Source organism: Selenomonas oralis (genome assembly GCF_051603425.1).
Lineage (GTDB): Bacteria > Bacillota > Negativicutes > Selenomonadales > Selenomonadaceae > Selenomonas > Selenomonas sputigena_A.
This window is the reverse complement of sequence record NZ_CP194411.1, coordinates 1,965,943-1,984,676: the sequence shown is the minus strand read 5'-3', so window position 1 is coordinate 1,984,676 and position 18,734 is coordinate 1,965,943. Positions and strand designations below refer to the sequence as shown.

Here is an 18,734-nt window from a genome sequence, read left to right as displayed (position 1 = left end):
CCTCCCTGCTCATTCATCGCCCAAAATCTCCATGCCGACCGTCATATTGTCCACGACAAGTCGCTTCAAATACGCTTTGAGCGTCGCATCGTCCATGCTGTCGATCTTGGAAAGCACCTTGGCAGAGCCACCCGCCTCGTAACTCGCCCTCGCCATGCCCTTGAGCTTCTCCTCGACGCGCGGATTCCCCGCCCAATCGTATGGTGCGATCCCAAGCGCCGACAGTTTCTCGCGCACCATCAAGAGATCCGGCAACAGGCTCGCATACTTCCCCACGACAATCCTGCGAAATGCCGCATCGCGACGCCCCTCATCCGAAAGAACCGCAAAGAACGACGCCCTCTGCAAAAAGGCGATCGCCTTCTTGAGATCTGCATCCTTGCCGTCGCGGTGCTCAAGAAGAGAAAAGACACGCGCCGCCTCATCGTACTCATCCATGCCCACACAGACAAGTACGGGCGTCTGATACCGCAGAGACCAATCGCGCGGATCGCGCGTCCCCGTCTTCTCCTTCCAGAGATCCTTCAGCTGCTCTTTCAACTGACCGCGTCGATATTCCTCCGCCCCTTGCTTGACCTTCTCGTTCGCATACGACTTCGCCTTGAGGATCAGCCCCTTCTCCACCTTGCTGCGAATCTTGTTCCTGTCCGACTCCGAAAGCCCTTCCAGATACGGCGCATAGGCCTTGGCAAAGACCGCTTCCTCCTCGCCAAGAAGCTTTGTAATCTCCTCTTTGCTGTCCTCCAACAGACGAACGAACTCCTGCAAACGATCGGGCAGAAAATCGCTGCCCTTTGCCAACGTGAGGAAAAAATCCTTCATCTGTGCAAAAGCGTCAGACTGCTCCGTGAGACTGTCCACCGAAACGCGCAGGAAATTCAACCGCTCCCGCCATGCAGCGCGCGCCCTGTCCCATCCTGTCGCCATTTCACGGAGCACCTCGTTCGTCGCCAGCGTCGCCCGATACTCCGTCCGAATCTCCAGAAGACGTCCCTCTCCCGTCTCCCGACTCCAAAGGCAGGCATAATCCTGCTCGAACTTGCGGCGCACATCCTGCATCAGTTGACCGTGATGGGAAAGCTCCTCTGAAAGCTGCAAGATCTCGCCTTGCAAGAAAGTCGTGAGAAACTTCTCCATGCCCTCCTGCAGACGCTCAATTCTCAGAAGAGCTTTCAGCCCGTCGGCCAGCGCAGGATCTTCCTGCGCCATCCGGCCAAGTCCGAGCGCGATGGCGTGCGCCTCCTTGCCCTCCTTGCGCCCCAGTTCGCTGTACTGCTGCACGGCGAGAAAGTCCTTCTCATCCGCCACATCCTGCAGGCACCAGAGCGGTAATCTCCATTCCTGCATACGAGTCTTGATGGCAGCTGCGGCCTGCGCCACGGAGCCGCAGGCCGTCGAAGCGATTCCCCATGCCTCGCGCGTCAGAGCGTAAAAGCTACGCTCCTCAGCCGTCATCTGCACGATAAATGTCTCACGCGGCGTCCTGCCGCCCCTCGCCACATACCCCAGATAGTCGCCAAGCATCTCCGCGAGCTTTTCCGCCGTCATCTCGCCCGAACTTCCCGCCGCATCGCCGTAGCGGTAGGGCTCTCCCGCATAAGGGCGCAGCAAGAAGCCCAGCAAAAACGCTGCCAGATTACAAGGCGGAATGCCGTAGTTTTCCAACAGGCAATCGCACAGTTCAGCTGTACCGATCTGCCCTCCCGCAGAAAAACTCTTGGCAATGCGCTCTTCCAGATCCGCCTTCATGACAGAGACGGAAAGCCCGCGCATATCCTCCCTGCGCCAATACTCCTCGACATCCCAAACCTCCAACAGCACGCGCTTCTCCGCATCCTTGATCGTGCCCTTCACATCGCCCGTGAGCGCGGCAAGCGCCGATTGCTTCAAGGCGTTCGTCTTATAGTAGCCTTCCGTCGCCCCCTTCTCCAGATCGAACGCATGCGGCTGTCGGCGCAGCACGATCGTCTTCAGGACGTCGGACACATCGCTTGCTCGTGCCAGCTGGACACCCTCGGGCTCCTCCGCCGTATAGACGATGACGCGTCCGTTGTAGATGCGATTCTTCCACTCCTGTTCAAGGATCTGCTTCGCCTGCCGCATCTGCTGCTCCGCCGCCGTTCGATTGTTCCCCTGATAGTAGGTCGCCATCGCGGCAAAATCCACATATCGCTGGAAAGCGTCGTCTCCCAGAGGCGTAGCCAGAGCGTCGATGAAAACGATATGACGATAGCGCTCGTCCCGCGCCGCCTCCTTGATCTTGGTGCGAAAAGCCGCCGCTTCCCTATCATCCTTGGCGAAGGCGAGCAGAGCCTGGAACTGCCACGGCTTCTTCGGTGTCATATCGCGGATGGTACGCGCGAAAGAATCGACTGTCGCCGTCTGCACCGCACCCAAAGCGTCCAGGAAGCGCGGCTTCAGCCCCTCCGGCTGCAGCGTCAGCAGCTTGCCCAAGCCGCCGTCCTGCACGAGCTTGTCCGTCTTCGTCTTCCGCAGATTCTCCTTTTCCTGCTCGATCTTCCCCTGATCGCCGCTGAGCATCGCCAAATCATACGTCGGCTCGCCCTTCTGGCGCGGCGTCACGATCAGTACGCCGCGCTCCTTCAAGGAATGTACAGCCGTGCGCACACTGTTCACGAGGGAATCGTCCCCCTCGAACACATAGGAAAGGTTGCGCTCCGTCGTCTGCAAAAGCTCGATATCGCCGCCAAGCTGCTTCTCTACAGCGAGCAAGATCAGGACCGCCTTGAGTACCGCCTGCTCCTCCGCGCGCAAGTCCTTCTGCTGCTCGTACGTATCGAGAATCATGCGGACATGCGTCGCCAAGTCCGCTTTGCCGCGCACATAAAAGAAATCCCACAGCTGATCGACCGTCAGCAGCGGATGATCGGAAAGCGGCCCCGTGTGGTCAATGAAATGCTGGAACGCCTTGACCTTCTCATCGCCGACCGACAGAATGAAGTCAAACATACTGCGCTGGTTCGACTGGAAGGAAGAGGCGATGTGCTTGAGGACGAGCGCCGTCATCGGATGGAGCGGCATGATGCTCTTGATGACGTCCTCCGAAGCGATGCCCGCCTCTTTCATCACCTGCTGGCGCGAATCGTGCAGACGGCTGTTCAGATCCCCCTCGCACAGTGCCCAATCCGCCTTTGCCGCAGGCTTCGGCTTGAACGAAGCGCCGATCAATTCAAAGGCGATATTGTCCGGCAAAGTGATGGCAACATCGACGAAACGATCGCGAATCTTTTTCCACGTCTCATCCGCCTGCGCAAACAAATGATCCGTCTCATGCGTGACAGGAAGGAAGAAAAATGACCTTGCATTGACAAGCTCCGCCAGCTTCTGAAAATCTGCCAAGCTCTCCCGATTGACGCGGAAGAAGTCTGAGAACTCATCCCAGATGAATACAATCTTGATTTCATTTTTCACAAGAACATCGGTCAGCCAGGCGAGAACGCCATCGACATCAAGCCGCATGTAGGCAAATCCCTCATCGTTGCCAAACTTCGCGATGCGCTCCATGAGATCGCGTACCTCGCCGCCCTCGTGCAGACGCGCCAAAATATCCGCCGTTGTCATACCGCCGAACAGCGCCGCCCACTCTGGCTGCTGCAGCTTGCTGTCCACGAAGATCCGATTCGCTTCGTCCTTCTCCAGCCAACGGATGACACTGTCCTTCAGCGTGTTCTCGCCCTCGTAAAGACCTCGTACATGCAAAGCCGCCTGCACGCTCTCCTGCACGGCGACCAGAAGATCGCGCGTCGACTGTGGCGTGCCCGCATAGCGGTACACCGTCACGACGCCTTCCTTCTTGTGCCCCAACAGCTTTCGCAGCAAATCCCCCTCCTGCTGCAAGACCTTGTACTCCTGCCAATATGCCCGCAACTCCTCCTCGGGCACGTCGAGCATCTTCTTGAGCGTATAGGCGCACTGCGACTTTCCCGTACCGTATGCGCCCGAAATCCATACAGAGCGCTTCTCCTGCCGCGCCATGACGCGCTCCATTGTCTTGAGTAATTCCAGAAACTTCCCATGCGGATACGTGCGCTTCCAAAGATCTTCCGACTTTTCAATCGCCGACTCCGTCACCTGCGGGAAATAATTCTCATCAATATCGAAATACGAACGATACGTTTCCTCCACCATATCCTCAAGCCCCCTCTGTACGGAACAACTCCAATACATCCGCCGAACTCTTGTCCTCCGCCAACGTGATCTTCTCCAAATCATGCGTAAAGGAAGCATCGATGAAATCCGGATACTTCGCCGAAAGCCCGCGCAGCATCGGCTCCGCCTCCTCGCGCGTCACGCCGAAAATCCTCGTCGGACTGATGCCGTCGCGCTCGATCGAATCATTGAGCAGCGTCGAAAGCGTGAACGCCTTGTAGTCGCCGCACTTCTCGGCAAACTTGAAAAGACCGTAGAGAAACACGCGCGCATCGGAAACAACGCATTTCGTACGGCAGAGACTGCCATCGTCCGAAACGTAGCCAAAGTTTAGAACTGTGCCAAGAGGCGTTGTGACGAGACGCTTAAATGCCGTCACAATCGACCTCGCATCTCTTGGTTTTACATCGTGCAAGACAAGCATATCTTCAACAGTCTTTCTGTCATAAATCTGATCTAATTCAAGATTTTCGATATACCAAGCTATTTGACGATTATCCATAGCTAAATTGAGCAAAATAATCCCTTCTGCCGCAGCCGTTTCCCATCCTAATTGATAAATTAGCTCAGCTAGTGGTGTGAAATGATTCTTTTCATTCAAACCCGCATCACGCAAAAATCTCCGAAACACATCATACATATTGGGCCCCAAACTATGCTGAGTAAAAAAATCCTCTTTCAATTCAAAAAACATTTTCAGCCATTCAGGTTTCGGTGCATGATCTGCAAACGCATTCAAACTCTTCATTGTTCTGCCTCCTCCTTGCGGATGCCTTAATGAATGAAACATCAAGCATCCACTATCAATATCATGACATTGATGACACTGAATACAACCTTCGATTTTTACTTTCCCGCCTACAAAGCTTATACAGCCGTGTGGACAATTCGTTTCGCATACGCGACATGCACTACAATATGATCCCTTCCTGAACACCTGCCGAAACAGTTTACTCAAAACAGGATGCTCTTTCAATATTCTCTCTGGTATTCTTACTTCATAACCATCCTTTATTTCCTTCACTACGAATCTAACCATTTCTTGCTTATACTCTAAACAATATGCATTTCCATCCACACGCAGATGTCCAAGCGTTTTCATCCATTCTTGCCAATCAGAATCAGGATTTGTGACTATTATACGAACGGCATCTTTTTCTACCGTTTCAATACAGCGAAATGGATTATTCCGCAAATCTCTGCCATTCTTGCGGACATTCCATCCTCCATTAACAAGGTACGTTTCCGCTTTCTTTTGCGATCCGCTGTAGCTGTCCTTGATTGCATCCGCATAGCGCTGTATCGCCTCAGGATAATTTGCTCGTCGAAAAAAGCCGCTCACCCCACCTGACATTGGGCAAAACAGACACCCAGCCCTGGCATTTCCAGTTTTATAAGTTCTGTTAATCAATAATCCATGCATATAGATATAGAGCCAGATTTCTGCTGATGTCCATTCTAAAATTGAATTATGACTGAATTGCCCCCTTTGTTTCTTCCCAAAATTTTCATACTGATAAGTGCTTCGCCGAATGCTTTCCGCTGCTCGAACTCCAACAAAATCCATACCAATATAATTCTTTTTCCCCAGTATCTCACGTATCTTCAAAGTTTGCGGCGTGCTCTTATGCACCGAGCAGCACCAACGCAACGTTCGCGACGGCGGACCAAAAAGCCGCCAAGAATCTTCGGGGCTGAAATGCGATGCGGCGCGATAGAAGGCGATGCCCTCCGCCTTGCACTCCGCTTCCACAGCATCGACAAGCTCGTATGTATCGGGAAACTCCATGCCCGTATCGCCGAAAACAACGACGAAACTGCCCTTGGGCAGCGCCTTCTTCACGAGATCGAGGAGAACACAGCTGTCCTTGCCGCCCGAAAAGGCAACGTGGAAGCAATCAAGCTTTGCATGATACTTCTCGTAGACGGCAACGATCTTCTTCACCGTCGTCTGCTCGATCAAGTCCATCATCTCACGATTCTTCTCGACCATGCCTGCAAGATCGATGCGCTGCAGCACCGCACCCTGTGGCAGAAGTCTCTGCCCCTGCTCATCCTCCATCAGCTGAATCTGCGGCGCCGTATACACGTCCCCGCCCTTGAGCTTCGCGACCAACATGCCGCGATAGTAGTACGCATTGGCTTCCGCCCACAGATACGGCGCTTCATCCTGCCGCTCATACTGCCAATACGCATCGAATCCCAAGACATCAAGCTCCGCCGCATAGACGGGACGCGGCTCCTTTGACATCCGCGTCGGCGAAGAGTTCAAGAGGATGCCGCCCGTCTCGGCATCGTATGTATAAGAATAAATATCAAACCCTCGCTTTCGCCAACTTGATAATATGATCCAACTGCCTGTCGATCGGTATTTTTCCGATATAGCCGGAATCATAAAGGAACTGCCCAACTGTCTGACGCTTCAGTTCCATATTCGCATGAGCAACGGCATCTGCCAATAAGTCATTGTAGTTCCTAAACGACGATGCCCTTCGTATCACTATTCCTACATTACTATGGTTGAACTGCGGCGCTTCAAAACGAAACTTTCTGCTGAATCGCCTGCAATAGCTTTCCAACAAAAACAGATTCCACTCTGCATCACAGGCAGGAAAGTAAGCAAATGTCACAAAATCTCTCAATACGAGATATTCTCCCGTCACAATTTCGGAAATCGCTTCATCCGTTCTCGCTATATCAAAATTTACACGCGTGTCTGAAACAAAATATTCTTCATCAAGACGTATCATCACTTCCATCGCTGCCCGTAAAAATGTCACACTATTTTTTGTAAATTGATTGGCTAGTGCCCGCATTTCCGACAACGTGCAGACATCACGCGAACGACAATATGCACGCATCCGCTCAATCGCTGACATTTTCTGCGCCATCTTGCCCTGTTCATGATCGTGCTGCTCTTGCTGCTCTTGCTGCTTCCTTGTCAGCGTATCGCCCTTTCGGTCAAAGTCCGCTTCCAAGCAGAGCGCATAGACTGCATCATAGATCGCAGAGTTCGTCTTCGTCTCCAACTCGTAGTTTGCGGCAAGAACATCATCGACAGGCAGTTCCTTGATGCTCCAGAAATCTTTCCCTTGGGCGAGATTCTGCGCTTCCTGCCGCAGCTTCTTCTTCACCTCATCGTCGATATTCACGTGCGAAATATGCGTATATGTCCCTTCCGACACCCAGAGGAACTCCCGCTGCTGTCCCATGACTTGCTTGATCGCATCAAGCGGGATGTAGAGACACTGTTCCAGCTGCTCGTACATCCAAAGTGTTTTCTCACCCCAGATATCCAAGATCTCATGCCTCACAACATCTGGAACAGCCCCCTGTGCCTTCCCAAAGTACGCTTTCCCATAGTGAAGCCGCGGAAAGATCTCCTCAAGCACCGCCTGAAGAATCTGCTCGTTGAAGATATGCGCCTGGAAGAGCTTCTTCTGATGCCGAGCAAAGAACGCCTCGTAAAATATCACCTTGAATTTTCCCAGATACAGCGTGACGATGAACTGCAGCCAATCCTTGACGTCCTGCGCGATGAGATACGCCATCCCCCCCGTAGAAACCGTGAGCGACGCGATCGCTTTTTGTACCGCTTCATCCGACGCCCGCAATTCTTCGCCGCCATGCTCATCCTTCCACTTGGCGCGCAATCTTTTCATCTCAAGCGAATCCAGACGATACCCCTTCTCATAATGCCGTCTGAGCAGCTGCAGCAAAGCATCCCGTAAAAAGTCATTCCCAGCAAAATTCTCCATGCGCTCCGCTCCTTGTTTTTATCAACAATTTTCAATTCTATCATCAAAAACTAATACTTTCCCTATTTTTATATATAATTCTTTATAGTATAACACAGAGTGTCCCCCCCCCGCAAAACTTTTGTACTTTTCTCTTGGGAGATGTAGCATTATATTCGATTCCCATAACCATCCTCACCTGAAACCACCCAATCAGTCTGCTCCTTCGGCCTACCCTCTTACGATTTCAGGTAAGATTCTTCGTTCCGTCAAAAGACAAAGCGAACACATGGCAGAGCCATGCGAAGGATTTGCCGAACAGAAAAGATGCTCTAAAATGGCGAGACTGAATTTATCCGTACTTCCTATAGGAAACGCTGATAAAACGAAGTTGCCCAGATTTGCACAGATGCGCTGTTCCTGTCTAGGAGACAAACCGCAGGCGTAGCAGTGGCTACGTCGAGGATTTGTCGACGACGACAGGACAGTGTAGATGTGTGAAGATGGGTAGATGAATTTATCAGTGATTCCTATAGAAAAGTCCAATAGAAAAACGGAGTGTCGGCAGTGACACTCCGTTTTCTGCTAAATCTCATGCACAATTCGGCATAATGTGCCCGGCAAGGGGATCTCTCATCAATCGAGCCGAATTTCTTTCTTCTTCAAAACTTCCTGCTTCTTCCCTTCCTCATCAAGCAGCGCTTTCGCCTTTTCAAGCTGCCATGCGGTCTGGCTGTACGAGGTGCCGCCCAAAGAATTGCGGTTCTTCACGCAGGTTTCGGGACGGATGGCTTCTTTTATGTCGTCCGTGAAGAGGTCGGACAAGGCGTGGAATTCTTCCATGGTCATGTCTTCGAGCCACTTGCCCTGTTCGATGCAAAGATGCACGGCACGTCCTGCGACGGCGTGCGCTTTTCTGAACGGCATGCCTTTCTTTACGAGGTAGTCGGCAAGGTCGGTGGCGTTGGAGAAGTCCTCTGTGACAGCGCGTTTCATGACATCGCCTTTGACCGTCATGCCGCGCAGGAGCGCGGTATAAACGGCGAGGCTGAATTTCACCGTGTCAATGGCGTCGAACACGCCTTCCTTATCTTCCTGTAGATCCTTGTTGTAGGCGAGCGGCAGACCCTTGACGATCGTGAGCATCGCCATGAGGTGACCAATGACGCGTCCCGTCTTGCCGCGCACAAGCTCGGAGACATCGGGATTCTTCTTCTGCGGCATCATGGAGGAGCCTGTGCAGTGCGCGTCGTCAAGCTCGATGAAGGAAAACTCGCGCGAGCACCAAAGGATGATCTCTTCCGAAAGCCGCGACAAGTGCACCATAAGAATGGAGGCAGCGGAGAGGAATTCCATGATGTAGTCGCGGTCGCTGACGGCATCGAGGCTGTTCGTATAGATGGCGTCGAAGTGAAGCTTCTCCGCCACGAACTCGCGGTCGATGGGGAATGTCGTGCCCGCAAGCGCACCAGCACCGAGCGGCATGATGTCCGCGCGCTCGTAGACGCCTAAGAAGCGCGAGAAGTCGCGTGCGAGCATGGAGAAGTAGGCGAGCATGTGATGCGCGAAGAGGATGGGCTGCGCGCGCTGCAGGTGCGTATATCCCGGCATGATCACGTCGGGATAGCGCTCCGCCGTTTCGACGAGCGCGCGCTGCAGGTCGGCGATGCAGCCGAGCACGGCGAGCGTCTGAGACCGCACATAAAGGTGCGTGTCGAGCGCGACTTGGTCGTTGCGGCTGCGCGCCGTGTGCAGTCTGCCGCCCGCCTCGCCGATGGTGTCGGTCAGGCGCTTCTCAATGTTCATGTGGATATCTTCGAGCGCGACGGAAAAGTCGAAGTCGCCGTGCTCGATTTTTTGCAGGATATCACGAAGCCCGGAGATGATGGCGTCTTTATCCGTTTCCGCGATGATGCCGCACTTGGCGAGCATCTTCGCATGCGCAATGCTGCCCGCGACGTCCTCGCGGTACATGCGCTTGTCGAAGGAAATCGACGCCTGGAAATCGTTGATCATCTCATCCGTGCTCTTGGAGAAACGACCGCCCCAAAGCTGCTCGCTCATTTCTTCCCCGCCTTTTCCTGCATGAGGGCGCGCACCTTCAAGGGCAAGCCGAAGAGGTTGATGAAGCCCGTCGCGTCGGACTGGTCGTAGACCTCGTCGCGCTCAAATGTCACGAACTCCTGGCTGTAGAGCGAGTACGGCGACTTCGAACCGGCGCTGATGATATTGCCCTTGTAGAGCTTCAGGCGCACCGTGCCCGTGACGCTCTCTTGCGTGCTATCGACGAACGCCTGCAGCGCTTCCCTGAGCTGGCAGAACCACATGCCGTCGTAGACGAGCTCGCCGAAGCGGATGGCGACACCTTCCTTGTAGTGATACGTCGCACGGTCGAGGCACAGATACTCAAGCTCGCGGTGCGCATAGTAAAGGATCGCTCCGCCGGGATTCTCGTAGACGCCGCGCGACTTCATGCCGACGAGGCGGTTCTCGCATATATCCGTAATGCCGACGCCGTTTCTCGCACCGATCTCGTTGAGTTTCGTCAAAAGCTCGACCGCACCGAGCTTTTCGCCGTTGACGGCGACGGGAACGCCTTTCTCGAAATCAACCGTGACGTACTCGGGCTTATCCGGTGCATCCTCAGGTGCTTTCGAGATCAGGAACATCTCGTTCTTCGGTTCGTTCCACGGATCTTCAAGATCGGAACCTTCGTGCGACAGGTGCCAGATATTGCGGTCCATGCTGTACGTCTTGTTTTCCTCGGCAACAGGAATGCCGTGCTTCTTCGCGTACTCGATTTCTTCCGTGCGCGCACCGAGCTCCCACTCGCGCCACGGGGCGATGATCGTGAGATTCGGCGCGAGCGCCTTGATCGTGAGCTCGAAACGCACCTGATCGTTGCCCTTGCCCGTCGCGCCGTGCGCGATGGCGTCGGCTCCCTCTTCCTTCGCGATTTCCACAAGGCGCTTGGCGATCAGAGGACGCGCGAACGATGTGCCCAGAAGATACTTGCCTTCGTAGACCGCCTGCGCCTTGAGCGTCGGCCAAACATACTCCTCAAGGAACTCCTGCGTGAGATCCTCGACGTATGCCTTCGATGCGCCGGACTTCAGCGCCTTGTCATGCACAGGCGCGACCTCATCGCCCTGCCCGATGTCGACGCACGCCGCGATGACCTCGCAACCGTCGTAGTTTTCTTTGAGCCACGGAATGATGACGGAGGTGTCCAGACCGCCCGAATATGCCAGCACGACTTTTTTTACTTTTGCCTTTGCCATGAAAAACAGCTCCTTAAAATGATGTATAGGAAAGAATACGTGATTTCATAAGATTTTCCTGCCGAGAAATCACGAATAAAGCGAAGTTAGTCCGCCATCAAAAGCGCCAGGATCGCCTTCTGCGTATGCAGGCGGTTCTCCGCCTCGTCGAAGATGACGTCGGCGAATGATTCCATGACGTCGTCCGTGATCTCCTCGCCGCGATAAGCAGGCAGGCAATGCATGACGATGGCGCGCTTGTCGGCGACAGCGAGCAGGTTCTTATTGATCTGATACGGCGCAAAGATCTTTTTGCGCGCCTCATGCTCCGCCTCCTGCCCCATGCTCGCCCAGGTATCCGTCACGAGGATGTCGGCGTCCTTCGCCGCTGCAAAAGGATCGGTCACGAGCGCGATACTCGCACCCGTTTCCTTCGCGTCCTCCTCTGCCCTGCGCCTCACTTCCGCATCGGGCGCGTAATCCGCCGGCGTCGCGGCAACGAAGTGCATGCCCGTCTTTGCCGCCGCATACATCAAAGAATGCGTCATATTGTTGCCATCGCCGACGTACGCCATCTTCAAGCCTTCGAGATTCTTGCCCTTGTGCTCGCGGATCGTCAGCAGATCGGTCAGCGCCTGGCACGGATGAAGCAGATCGGTCAAAGCGTTGATGACGGGAATATCCGCATATTTCGCAAATTCCTCCACTTTCGAGTGCTCAAAGGTGCGGATCATCACACCGTCAAGATAGCGCGACAAGACGCGAGCCGTATCCTTGATCGGCTCGCCGCGCCCGATCTGCAGGTCGCGGTTCGAGAGGAAGAGCGCCTGCCCGCCGAGCTGGAACATGCCCGTCTCAAAAGAGACGCGCGTCCTCGTCGAGGATTTTTCAAAAATCATGCCGAGCGTCTTGCCCGCGAGTACGCGGTGCTCAATGCCCGCTTTCTGCATCGCCTTGAGCTCCTGCGCGAGGTCGAGTATCGTTTCGACCTCACCGACGGAAAGCTCATGGATAGAGAGCAAATCCTTGCCTTTTAACATCATCCTATGCCTCCCAACGCTTTATTGTCCATCCGCATGCCTTGCCAGCACAGGCTCCATAATACGGCAGAGTTCATCGATGTGAGTTTCCTTGACAATCAGGGGCGGCACAAAGCGCAGGACGTTTCCGGCCGTGCAGTTGATGATGGCGCCCTCTGCCAGGCACGCATCAACGATATCGCGTCCCGGACAGGTCAGCTCCATGCCGAGCAAAAGCCCCATGCCGCGAACCTCTTTGACAAGTTTCGGATACTGCCGTTTGAAGTCCTCAAGCTTTTCGCGGAAATACGCACTGACCTTTTCCACATGCCCAAGAATGCCTTCCTTCTGTACCGTATCGAGCACAACATTGGCTGCCGCACAGGCAAGCGGGTTGCCGCCGAAAGTCGTACCGTGGTCGCCCGCATGGAAAGCGCCCGCCACCTCGTCCGTTGTGATGAAAGCGCCGATGGGCACGCCGCCGGCAAGCCCTTTGGCGAGCGTCACGATATCAGGCTTCACGCCGAAATGCTCGTAGGCGAAGAGTTTGCCGGTGCGCCCCATGCCGCATTGGATCTCGTCGAAGATCAAAAGCGCCCCATGCTTGTCGCAGAGTTCGCGCACGCGCTTGAGGTAGCCGGCGGACGGCACATGCACGCCGCCCTCTCCCTGGATCGTTTCCAGCATGACGGCGCACGTCTTCGCGCTCATCAGCGCCTCAAGTTCCTCGACATCACCGTAATGCACATAGTCAAACCCTTCCGGCAGCGGGCCGAAGCCCTCGTGATACTTAGGCTGCCCTGTCGCCGTCAATGTCGCGAGCGTGCGTCCGTGAAAGCTGTCCCATGCCGTGATGATCTGTGACTTTTCAGGATCTTTCGCGTGCGCATACTTATGCGCGATCTTGATCGCTCCCTCGTTCGCTTCCGCACCCGAATTACCGAAAAAGGCCTTGCCAAGTCCGGAGAGGCGAACCAACTTCTCGGCTGCATCCGCCTGCGCCTGCGTGTAATAGAGATTCGAGCAGTGAATCATGCGCCCCGCCTGCTCGGCGACCGTCTTGACAAGCGGCGGATAGGCATGTCCCAGAACATTCACCGCGATACCCGCGAGAAAATCGATGTATTTCCTGCCGTTGTTGTCAAAAACATAGACGCCCTCGCCGTGATCGAGTACGATCTTATAGCGGTTGAACACGGGAATGTAACCCGCCGCATCCTTCGCGTAAATTGCTTCATCCGTTTCTTTCATATTTTCCCCGCTTTCCCGACGTCACTTCTCAACCTGCGTGCCGATGCCGCTCGATGTGAAGAGCTCCAAGATGATGGAATGACCGAGCCTGCCGTCGATGATATGCGTCTTTGCCGCACCCGCCTCGAGCGCCCTGAGGCACGCTTCCACCTTCGGAATCATGCCGCCCGTCAGAGTGCCGTCCTCGATATAGCGGCGCGCCTCGGCTGCCGTGAGCGTCGAGATGAAGGATGATTTGTCCTCATAGTCCTTATAGACGCCCTCGACGTCCGTCAGGAGCAGGAGTTTCTCCGCCCCGAGCGCGCCCGCAATCTCCGCCGCCACATAATCGGCATTGATATTGTAGCTCTCGCCGTCCGCGCCGACGCCGATCGGCGCGATAACGGGGATGTAATCATGCGCGATGAGGTCGCGCAGAAGGCGCGTGTCGATTCTTTCGACCTGACCGACATAGCCGATGTCAACCTTTTTCCTCGCTTCACCTTCATAAACCGTCGCGAGCTTCTTTTGTGCGCGAATGAGGTTCGCATCCTTGCCTGAGAGCCCGACGGCGCACACGCCGCGACGGTTGAGGAGAGTCACGATGTCGGAGTTGATTTTTCCGTCGAGCACCATCTCGGCGATTTCCACCGTTTCTTCATCCGTCACGCGCAGGCCGCTGATGAATTCCGTTTCCTTGCCCACCTTGCCGAGAAAGCCCGTAATCTCAGGGCCGCCGCCATGCACAATGACAGGATGTATGCCGACGTACTTCATCAGCGCCACATCCTGCATGACCTTGTCCTTGAGCTCTTCATTGATCATGGCATTGCCGCCGTACTTAACGACGACGGTCTTGCCGTAAAATTCCTGTATGTAAGGCAGTGCCTCGACGAGGATTGCCGCCTTGTCGTTTGCCGCAAACATCATTTCACCCCCGCTCAGGTGTGGTACTCCCCGTTGATCTTTACATACTCATAAGAGAAGTCACAAGTCCATACCGTCGCCTCGGCGCTTCCCATGCCCATGTCGATATCGATGACGATGTCATGCTGCCCCATGACCTCGCGCAGGGCTTCCGCATCGCTGGCAGCACCCGTGCCATGCGCATATACAGGGATGCCGCCAAACTTCACGACGGTCTTTTCAGGCGTCATGGGCACGCCCGCATAACCGACAGCGCAGATGACGCGCCCCCAATTCGGATCTTCCCCAAAGAAGGCCGTCTTGACGAGCGGTGATTTCGCGACGCTCATCGCCACCGTCTTCGCCGCCTCAAAGGTCTCTGCGCCCGTCACATGCACGGTCAGGAACTTCGTCGCACCCTCGCCGTCCGCCGCGATGCGCTGCGAAAGCCCCGTGCAGATTTTCTTGAGCGTATGATAAAAAACGTCGTAGTCCGCATTCTTCTGCGTGATCTTCGCGTTGCCCGCCGCACCGTTTGCCAGCACCGTCACCATGTCGTTCGTGCTCATATCGCCGTCGACGGAAATCATATTGAACGTGACTTCCGTGATTTCCGAAAGAGCCTGCTGCAAAAGGCCGCTGTCAATGGCCGCATCCGTCGTAATAAAGCAAAGCATCGTCGCCATATTGGGCTGAATCATGCCCGAACCCTTGGCAATCGCACCAAAACGCACCTTCTTGCCGCCGATTTCCACCTCGGCCGCGCAAGCCTTGGAATGGGTGTCCGTCGTAATGATGGCGTTTCCTGCATCGACGCTTCCTGTATCGGACAGGCTCGCTGCTGCATCCTTGATGCCTTTTTCGAGTTTTTCCATCGGCAGGTTCACGCCGATGACGCCTGTCGAGGCAACGATGACGTCGCCTGCCGCACAGCCGAGCGCTTCGGCTGCAATATCCGCCGTACGCTTCGCGTCCTCCATGCCCTGCTCGCCCGTGCAGGCGTTCGCACAGCCCGCATTGGCAACGATGGCACGCGCCTTGCCGTCCTCGACCGCCGCCTTGGCAACGTAGACAGGCGCCGCCGCCACGGCATTCTGCGTGAAGACGCCCGCAACAGCCGCCTCCATCTCAGAATAAATCACAGCGACATCGAGATTGCCGCTCTTTTTTATGCCGGCCTTGACGCCCGCCGCCTTGAAGCCTTTGGGAAATGTCACGCCTGCTTTTACTGCTGTATCGGAAAACATCTTGCATTACCTCCTGCATCACGGATAAACTGCGATATGGTCAAGCCCGAGCTTCTCGTCGAAGCCGCAGGCGATGTTGAAATTCTGTATGGCCTGTCCCGCCGCTCCCTTGACAAGATTGTCGATGGCAGATAAAACGATGACGCGCTGCGTCCTCTCGTCAATGTGCCAGCCGATATCACAGAAGTTTGAGGCACGCACGTTTTTTGTCTCCGGATAGCCGCCTCGGCCGAGAAGCCGCACGAAGTATTCCCTGCCATACATCTTCTCGTATGCCGCGTCGACCGTCTCCGGTTCCACACCGTCCTTCAAGTGCGCATAGCATGTCGCGAGTATGCCGCGCGACATCGGCACGAGGTGCGGTGTAAAGGACAGGACGCACGGCTCGCCCGAAAGCTCCGTTACGGCCTGCTCGATTTCGGGCGTATGACGGTGCGAAGCGACGCCGTATGCCTTGAAACTGTCGTAAAGCTCGGGCAGGAGATTCGCCTGCTTCGCCGCACGCCCCGCTCCCGATACGCCGGACTTCGCGTCGACGACGATGCCTGCAATATCGATCAGATGATTTTTAGCCAACGGTGCAAGAGCCAGGATGCTCGCCGTCGTATAGCACCCCGCATTGCCGATGATCTTCGCATCGCGGATTTTTTCACGGCAGAGCTCCGCCAATCCATAGACGGAACGCGCTTCTTTATGTGTGTGCTTGACCTTGTACCACTTCTCATAAATCGCGGGATCCGTGAAGCGGTAGTCCGCTCCAAGATCGATGAGGCGTGTTTTTTCTGCCGCCAACGCCTTTCCCACACCCATCGCATGACCATGCGGCAGCCCAATGAATACGAAGTCGCTTTCCTGCCCGATGCGTACAACATCTTTCATGCTTTCAAGCTTCATATCGTAAATGCCGCGAAAATGCGGATATATCTCCGAAATGCTTTCACCCGTATGGCTCTCCGAAGTGATATGCACCACCTCGGCCTTCGGATGCCCGTGCAGGAGGCGCAGAATTTCCGCCCCTGCATAGCCTGTCGCGCCGATAATGCTTACCCTCATCCGTCCGCCCCTCTTTCTCCATGTACTCTAACAGGATTCTGCGTCTTTTTCAGCCGCATTTATAATTATACATTTTATTGCATAATTATACAATATATTTTTTCTTCCGCTTATATTTTTCAATTTTGTCAACCGTGCTCAGTCAAACTTATCCTAATACAGTTCCATACCATTTGCAAACCTTTTCTCTTCAATGCTATAATGAAACCGCATAAAAACTCGCGGATAAAAAGACGAAAGGAGGGCGGCAAAATGAAAAAACTGAAACGATTCCTGCGCTTTTCCCTCTTTTTGCTCACTGTCTTTTTTCTCGCCTTCTTCATCGCAGGCGGCACAGCTATTTTTCGCCCATCGCTTTTTGACGCCATGCCGAATATGCAGGAAATGCGGCGTCTCGTCTTCCTGCGCGATGCGGTGAATGAACGCGTGCGCCAACGCGAACGCTATGTGACCATCGATGCGATTCCGCAATCCCTGCAGGAAGCCGTCGTCGCAGTCGAGGACAGCCGCTTCTACTCGCACTGCGGCTTTGATCCCGGAGCCATTGCCCGCGCCACGCTTGTCAATCTGCAATACGGCCGCATCGAGGAAGGGGCGAGCACCATCACCCAACAGCTCGCAAAAAACCTCTTTCTTTCAGACGAGCAATCCCTCGGGCGCAAGTTTGAGGAAGCCTTGCTGGCGCTCGACTTGGAAGCGCATTACTCGAAGGATGAAATCCTCGAGCTCTATCTCAACACCATCTACTTCGGTTCAGGCTTCTACGGCGTGCACGAGGCTTCCATCGGCTACTTCGGCAAGGAGCCGGAGGAGCTCGAACTGCCTGAAACCTCCATGCTTGCCGGCATTCCGAACGCGCCTTCCGTCTACTCCCCTTACGTCGATTTCATTCTCGCGAAGAAACGGCAGATCGTCGTCCTCGATGCCATGAAACGAAATGGCTGCATCACGGAAACCATAGCTGAATCAGCCAAGATAAAACCTCTTTACTTCGCACGCTGATTCAGCTTGTTCTCGTTTTTACAAAAAACACTAAAACGACGCATTGCGCAAACCAGGCAAATGCCAGCAGGCCCAGAGCCGTCAGGCTGCCTGCCATAAAATATGCGCTGAAAGACATGACAGCGGTCACCATGACGATGATCCGAACCTTCAGGCGCAGGGGTATACCGTCCTCGTCCTGAAAGGGAGCAACGTACTTCTCGTATCCCTTCGTCGACCTGAACCAAGCATGTATGCGTTCCGAGCTTTTGGCAAAGCAGAACGCCGCCAGAAGATAAAAAGGGACGGTAGGAATCAAGGGCAGGACGATTCCCGCTGTTCCCAGGGACAGGGCAATCATGCCGAAGCCCAGCCAAAAATAACGCATGACACGGTTATTTGAAATCATATGCTCCTATATTCCTTTCCTATTCGTCATACCGGCTTCCCGCCGCATAATATGCAAACGCCTCTCCTGCCGCCACCTCATGAATGGAAGAAAAAAGCGTCCCACAGACTGCGGGGACGCCTTTTTCATGCGGATGTTTTATTTTTTCCCTTTCGCCTGTTCCCCGACGGAGCGCTCAAAGTTCTTGAAGAACTGCTCACAGAGAAGATTGAACGTGACCTCGTTGTCAGGCTCGCTCTTGTTCGCCACAATCTGGTAGGTGTAAAGAAGATCGTTCGTGCCGCTCTTATAGACATCGAAGAAGAAGTTTGTCCGGCCATTGTTGGCGACGGTCAGGACGACATAGGCATCGGCTGTCTTGGCCACGCCTTCCTTGTAAACCTTAGAGGCCTGACGGCGGTCGAGCGCCCGAATGTCAATGCCGTTATCCTTCTGGATTTCCTCGGCAACCATATCATAAGAAAGCACATAGCAGCGCGCAAAGGAGCTGGCCTTGTTCATGATTGCCAGAAGCTCATCCTTCGAAGGGGCATCCTTTCTCGGCATGTAAAGCGGCGAGGCGATGGCCAGACGGTGGACATCCGTAAGATCCGCGCCCTCCTGCACCGTTGCCTTGTCGGCATTGGCAAACGCGACCTGCGTGCTGAAGATGACGAGGCAGGCCAAAAGCATGATTTGGACAAATTTTCTCATTTTCTTTTCCTCCTTGGACGAAATGATGC

13 protein-coding genes are annotated in these 18,734 nt (G+C 54.6%); 1 reads left to right on the top strand and 12 read right to left on the bottom strand.

The window, feature by feature from the left end; genetic code table 11:
* Positions 1–9: 9 nt before the first annotated feature.
* The 10 genes from ACRTGH_RS09470 to argC form a co-directional block, all read right to left on the bottom strand.
* Positions 10–4,149, bottom strand: a complete 4,140-nt coding sequence (locus ACRTGH_RS09470; protein ID WP_368847430.1) for a hypothetical protein — start codon at positions 4,147–4,149, stop codon at positions 10–12.
* A 4-nt stretch (positions 4,150–4,153) separates the two neighbouring features.
* Positions 4,154–6,376, bottom strand: a complete 2,223-nt coding sequence (locus ACRTGH_RS09465; RefSeq protein WP_368847429.1) for a phosphoadenosine phosphosulfate reductase domain-containing protein — start codon at positions 6,374–6,376, stop codon at positions 4,154–4,156.
* A gap of 109 nt (positions 6,377–6,485) precedes the next feature.
* The gene (locus ACRTGH_RS09460; protein WP_368847428.1) at positions 6,486–7,928 is read right to left on the bottom strand and encodes a hypothetical protein; all 1,443 of its coding nucleotides are present in this window, start codon (positions 7,926–7,928) and stop codon (positions 6,486–6,488) included.
* A 615-nt stretch (positions 7,929–8,543) separates the two neighbouring features.
* Positions 8,544–9,971 (bottom strand): argininosuccinate lyase, encoded by a 1,428-nt coding sequence (gene argH, locus ACRTGH_RS09455; RefSeq protein ID WP_368847427.1) that lies wholly within the window; start codon positions 9,969–9,971, stop codon positions 8,544–8,546.
* Entirely contained in the window at positions 9,968–11,188 is a 1,221-nt protein-coding gene (locus ACRTGH_RS09450) for an argininosuccinate synthase (protein ID WP_368847426.1), read from the bottom strand. Before ACRTGH_RS09450 ends, argH begins: the two co-directional genes overlap by 4 nt.
* 86 nt (positions 11,189–11,274) lie before the next feature.
* Entirely contained in the window at positions 11,275–12,207 is a 933-nt protein-coding gene (gene argF, locus ACRTGH_RS09445; RefSeq protein WP_368847425.1) for an ornithine carbamoyltransferase, read from the bottom strand.
* A gap of 21 nt (positions 12,208–12,228) precedes the next feature.
* Positions 12,229–13,437 (bottom strand): acetylornithine transaminase, encoded by a 1,209-nt coding sequence (locus tag ACRTGH_RS09440; protein WP_368847424.1) that lies wholly within the window; start codon positions 13,435–13,437, stop codon positions 12,229–12,231.
* Between the two features lie 21 nt (positions 13,438–13,458).
* The gene (gene argB / locus ACRTGH_RS09435; RefSeq protein WP_368847423.1) at positions 13,459–14,343 is read right to left on the bottom strand and encodes an acetylglutamate kinase; all 885 of its coding nucleotides are present in this window, start codon (positions 14,341–14,343) and stop codon (positions 13,459–13,461) included.
* Positions 14,344–14,357: 14 nt separating this feature from the next.
* The gene (gene argJ / locus ACRTGH_RS09430) at positions 14,358–15,569 is read right to left on the bottom strand and encodes a bifunctional glutamate N-acetyltransferase/amino-acid acetyltransferase ArgJ (RefSeq protein WP_368847422.1); all 1,212 of its coding nucleotides are present in this window, start codon (positions 15,567–15,569) and stop codon (positions 14,358–14,360) included.
* A gap of 18 nt (positions 15,570–15,587) precedes the next feature.
* Positions 15,588–16,622, bottom strand: a complete 1,035-nt coding sequence (gene argC / locus ACRTGH_RS09425) for an N-acetyl-gamma-glutamyl-phosphate reductase (protein ID WP_368847421.1) — start codon at positions 16,620–16,622, stop codon at positions 15,588–15,590.
* Between the two features lie 252 nt (positions 16,623–16,874).
* Here argC and ACRTGH_RS09420 point away from each other — a divergent pair, with 252 nt between their 5' ends.
* A complete protein-coding gene (locus ACRTGH_RS09420; protein ID WP_368847420.1) occupies positions 16,875–17,624 on the top strand; it encodes a transglycosylase domain-containing protein in 750 nt (249 codons plus the stop codon).
* A 1-nt stretch (position 17,625) separates the two neighbouring features.
* On the opposite strand, the gene ACRTGH_RS09415 is transcribed toward ACRTGH_RS09420, so the two are convergent.
* Positions 17,626–18,012: a YbaN family protein gene (locus tag ACRTGH_RS09415; protein ID WP_368847419.1), complete on the bottom strand. Its 387-nt coding sequence runs from the start codon at positions 18,010–18,012 to the stop codon at positions 17,626–17,628.
* Between the two features lie 138 nt (positions 18,013–18,150).
* Entirely contained in the window at positions 18,151–18,705 is a 555-nt protein-coding gene (locus tag ACRTGH_RS09410) for a coenzyme F(420) biosynthesis enzyme (protein ID WP_368847418.1), read from the bottom strand.
* Between the last annotated feature and the right edge of the window lie 29 nt (positions 18,706–18,734).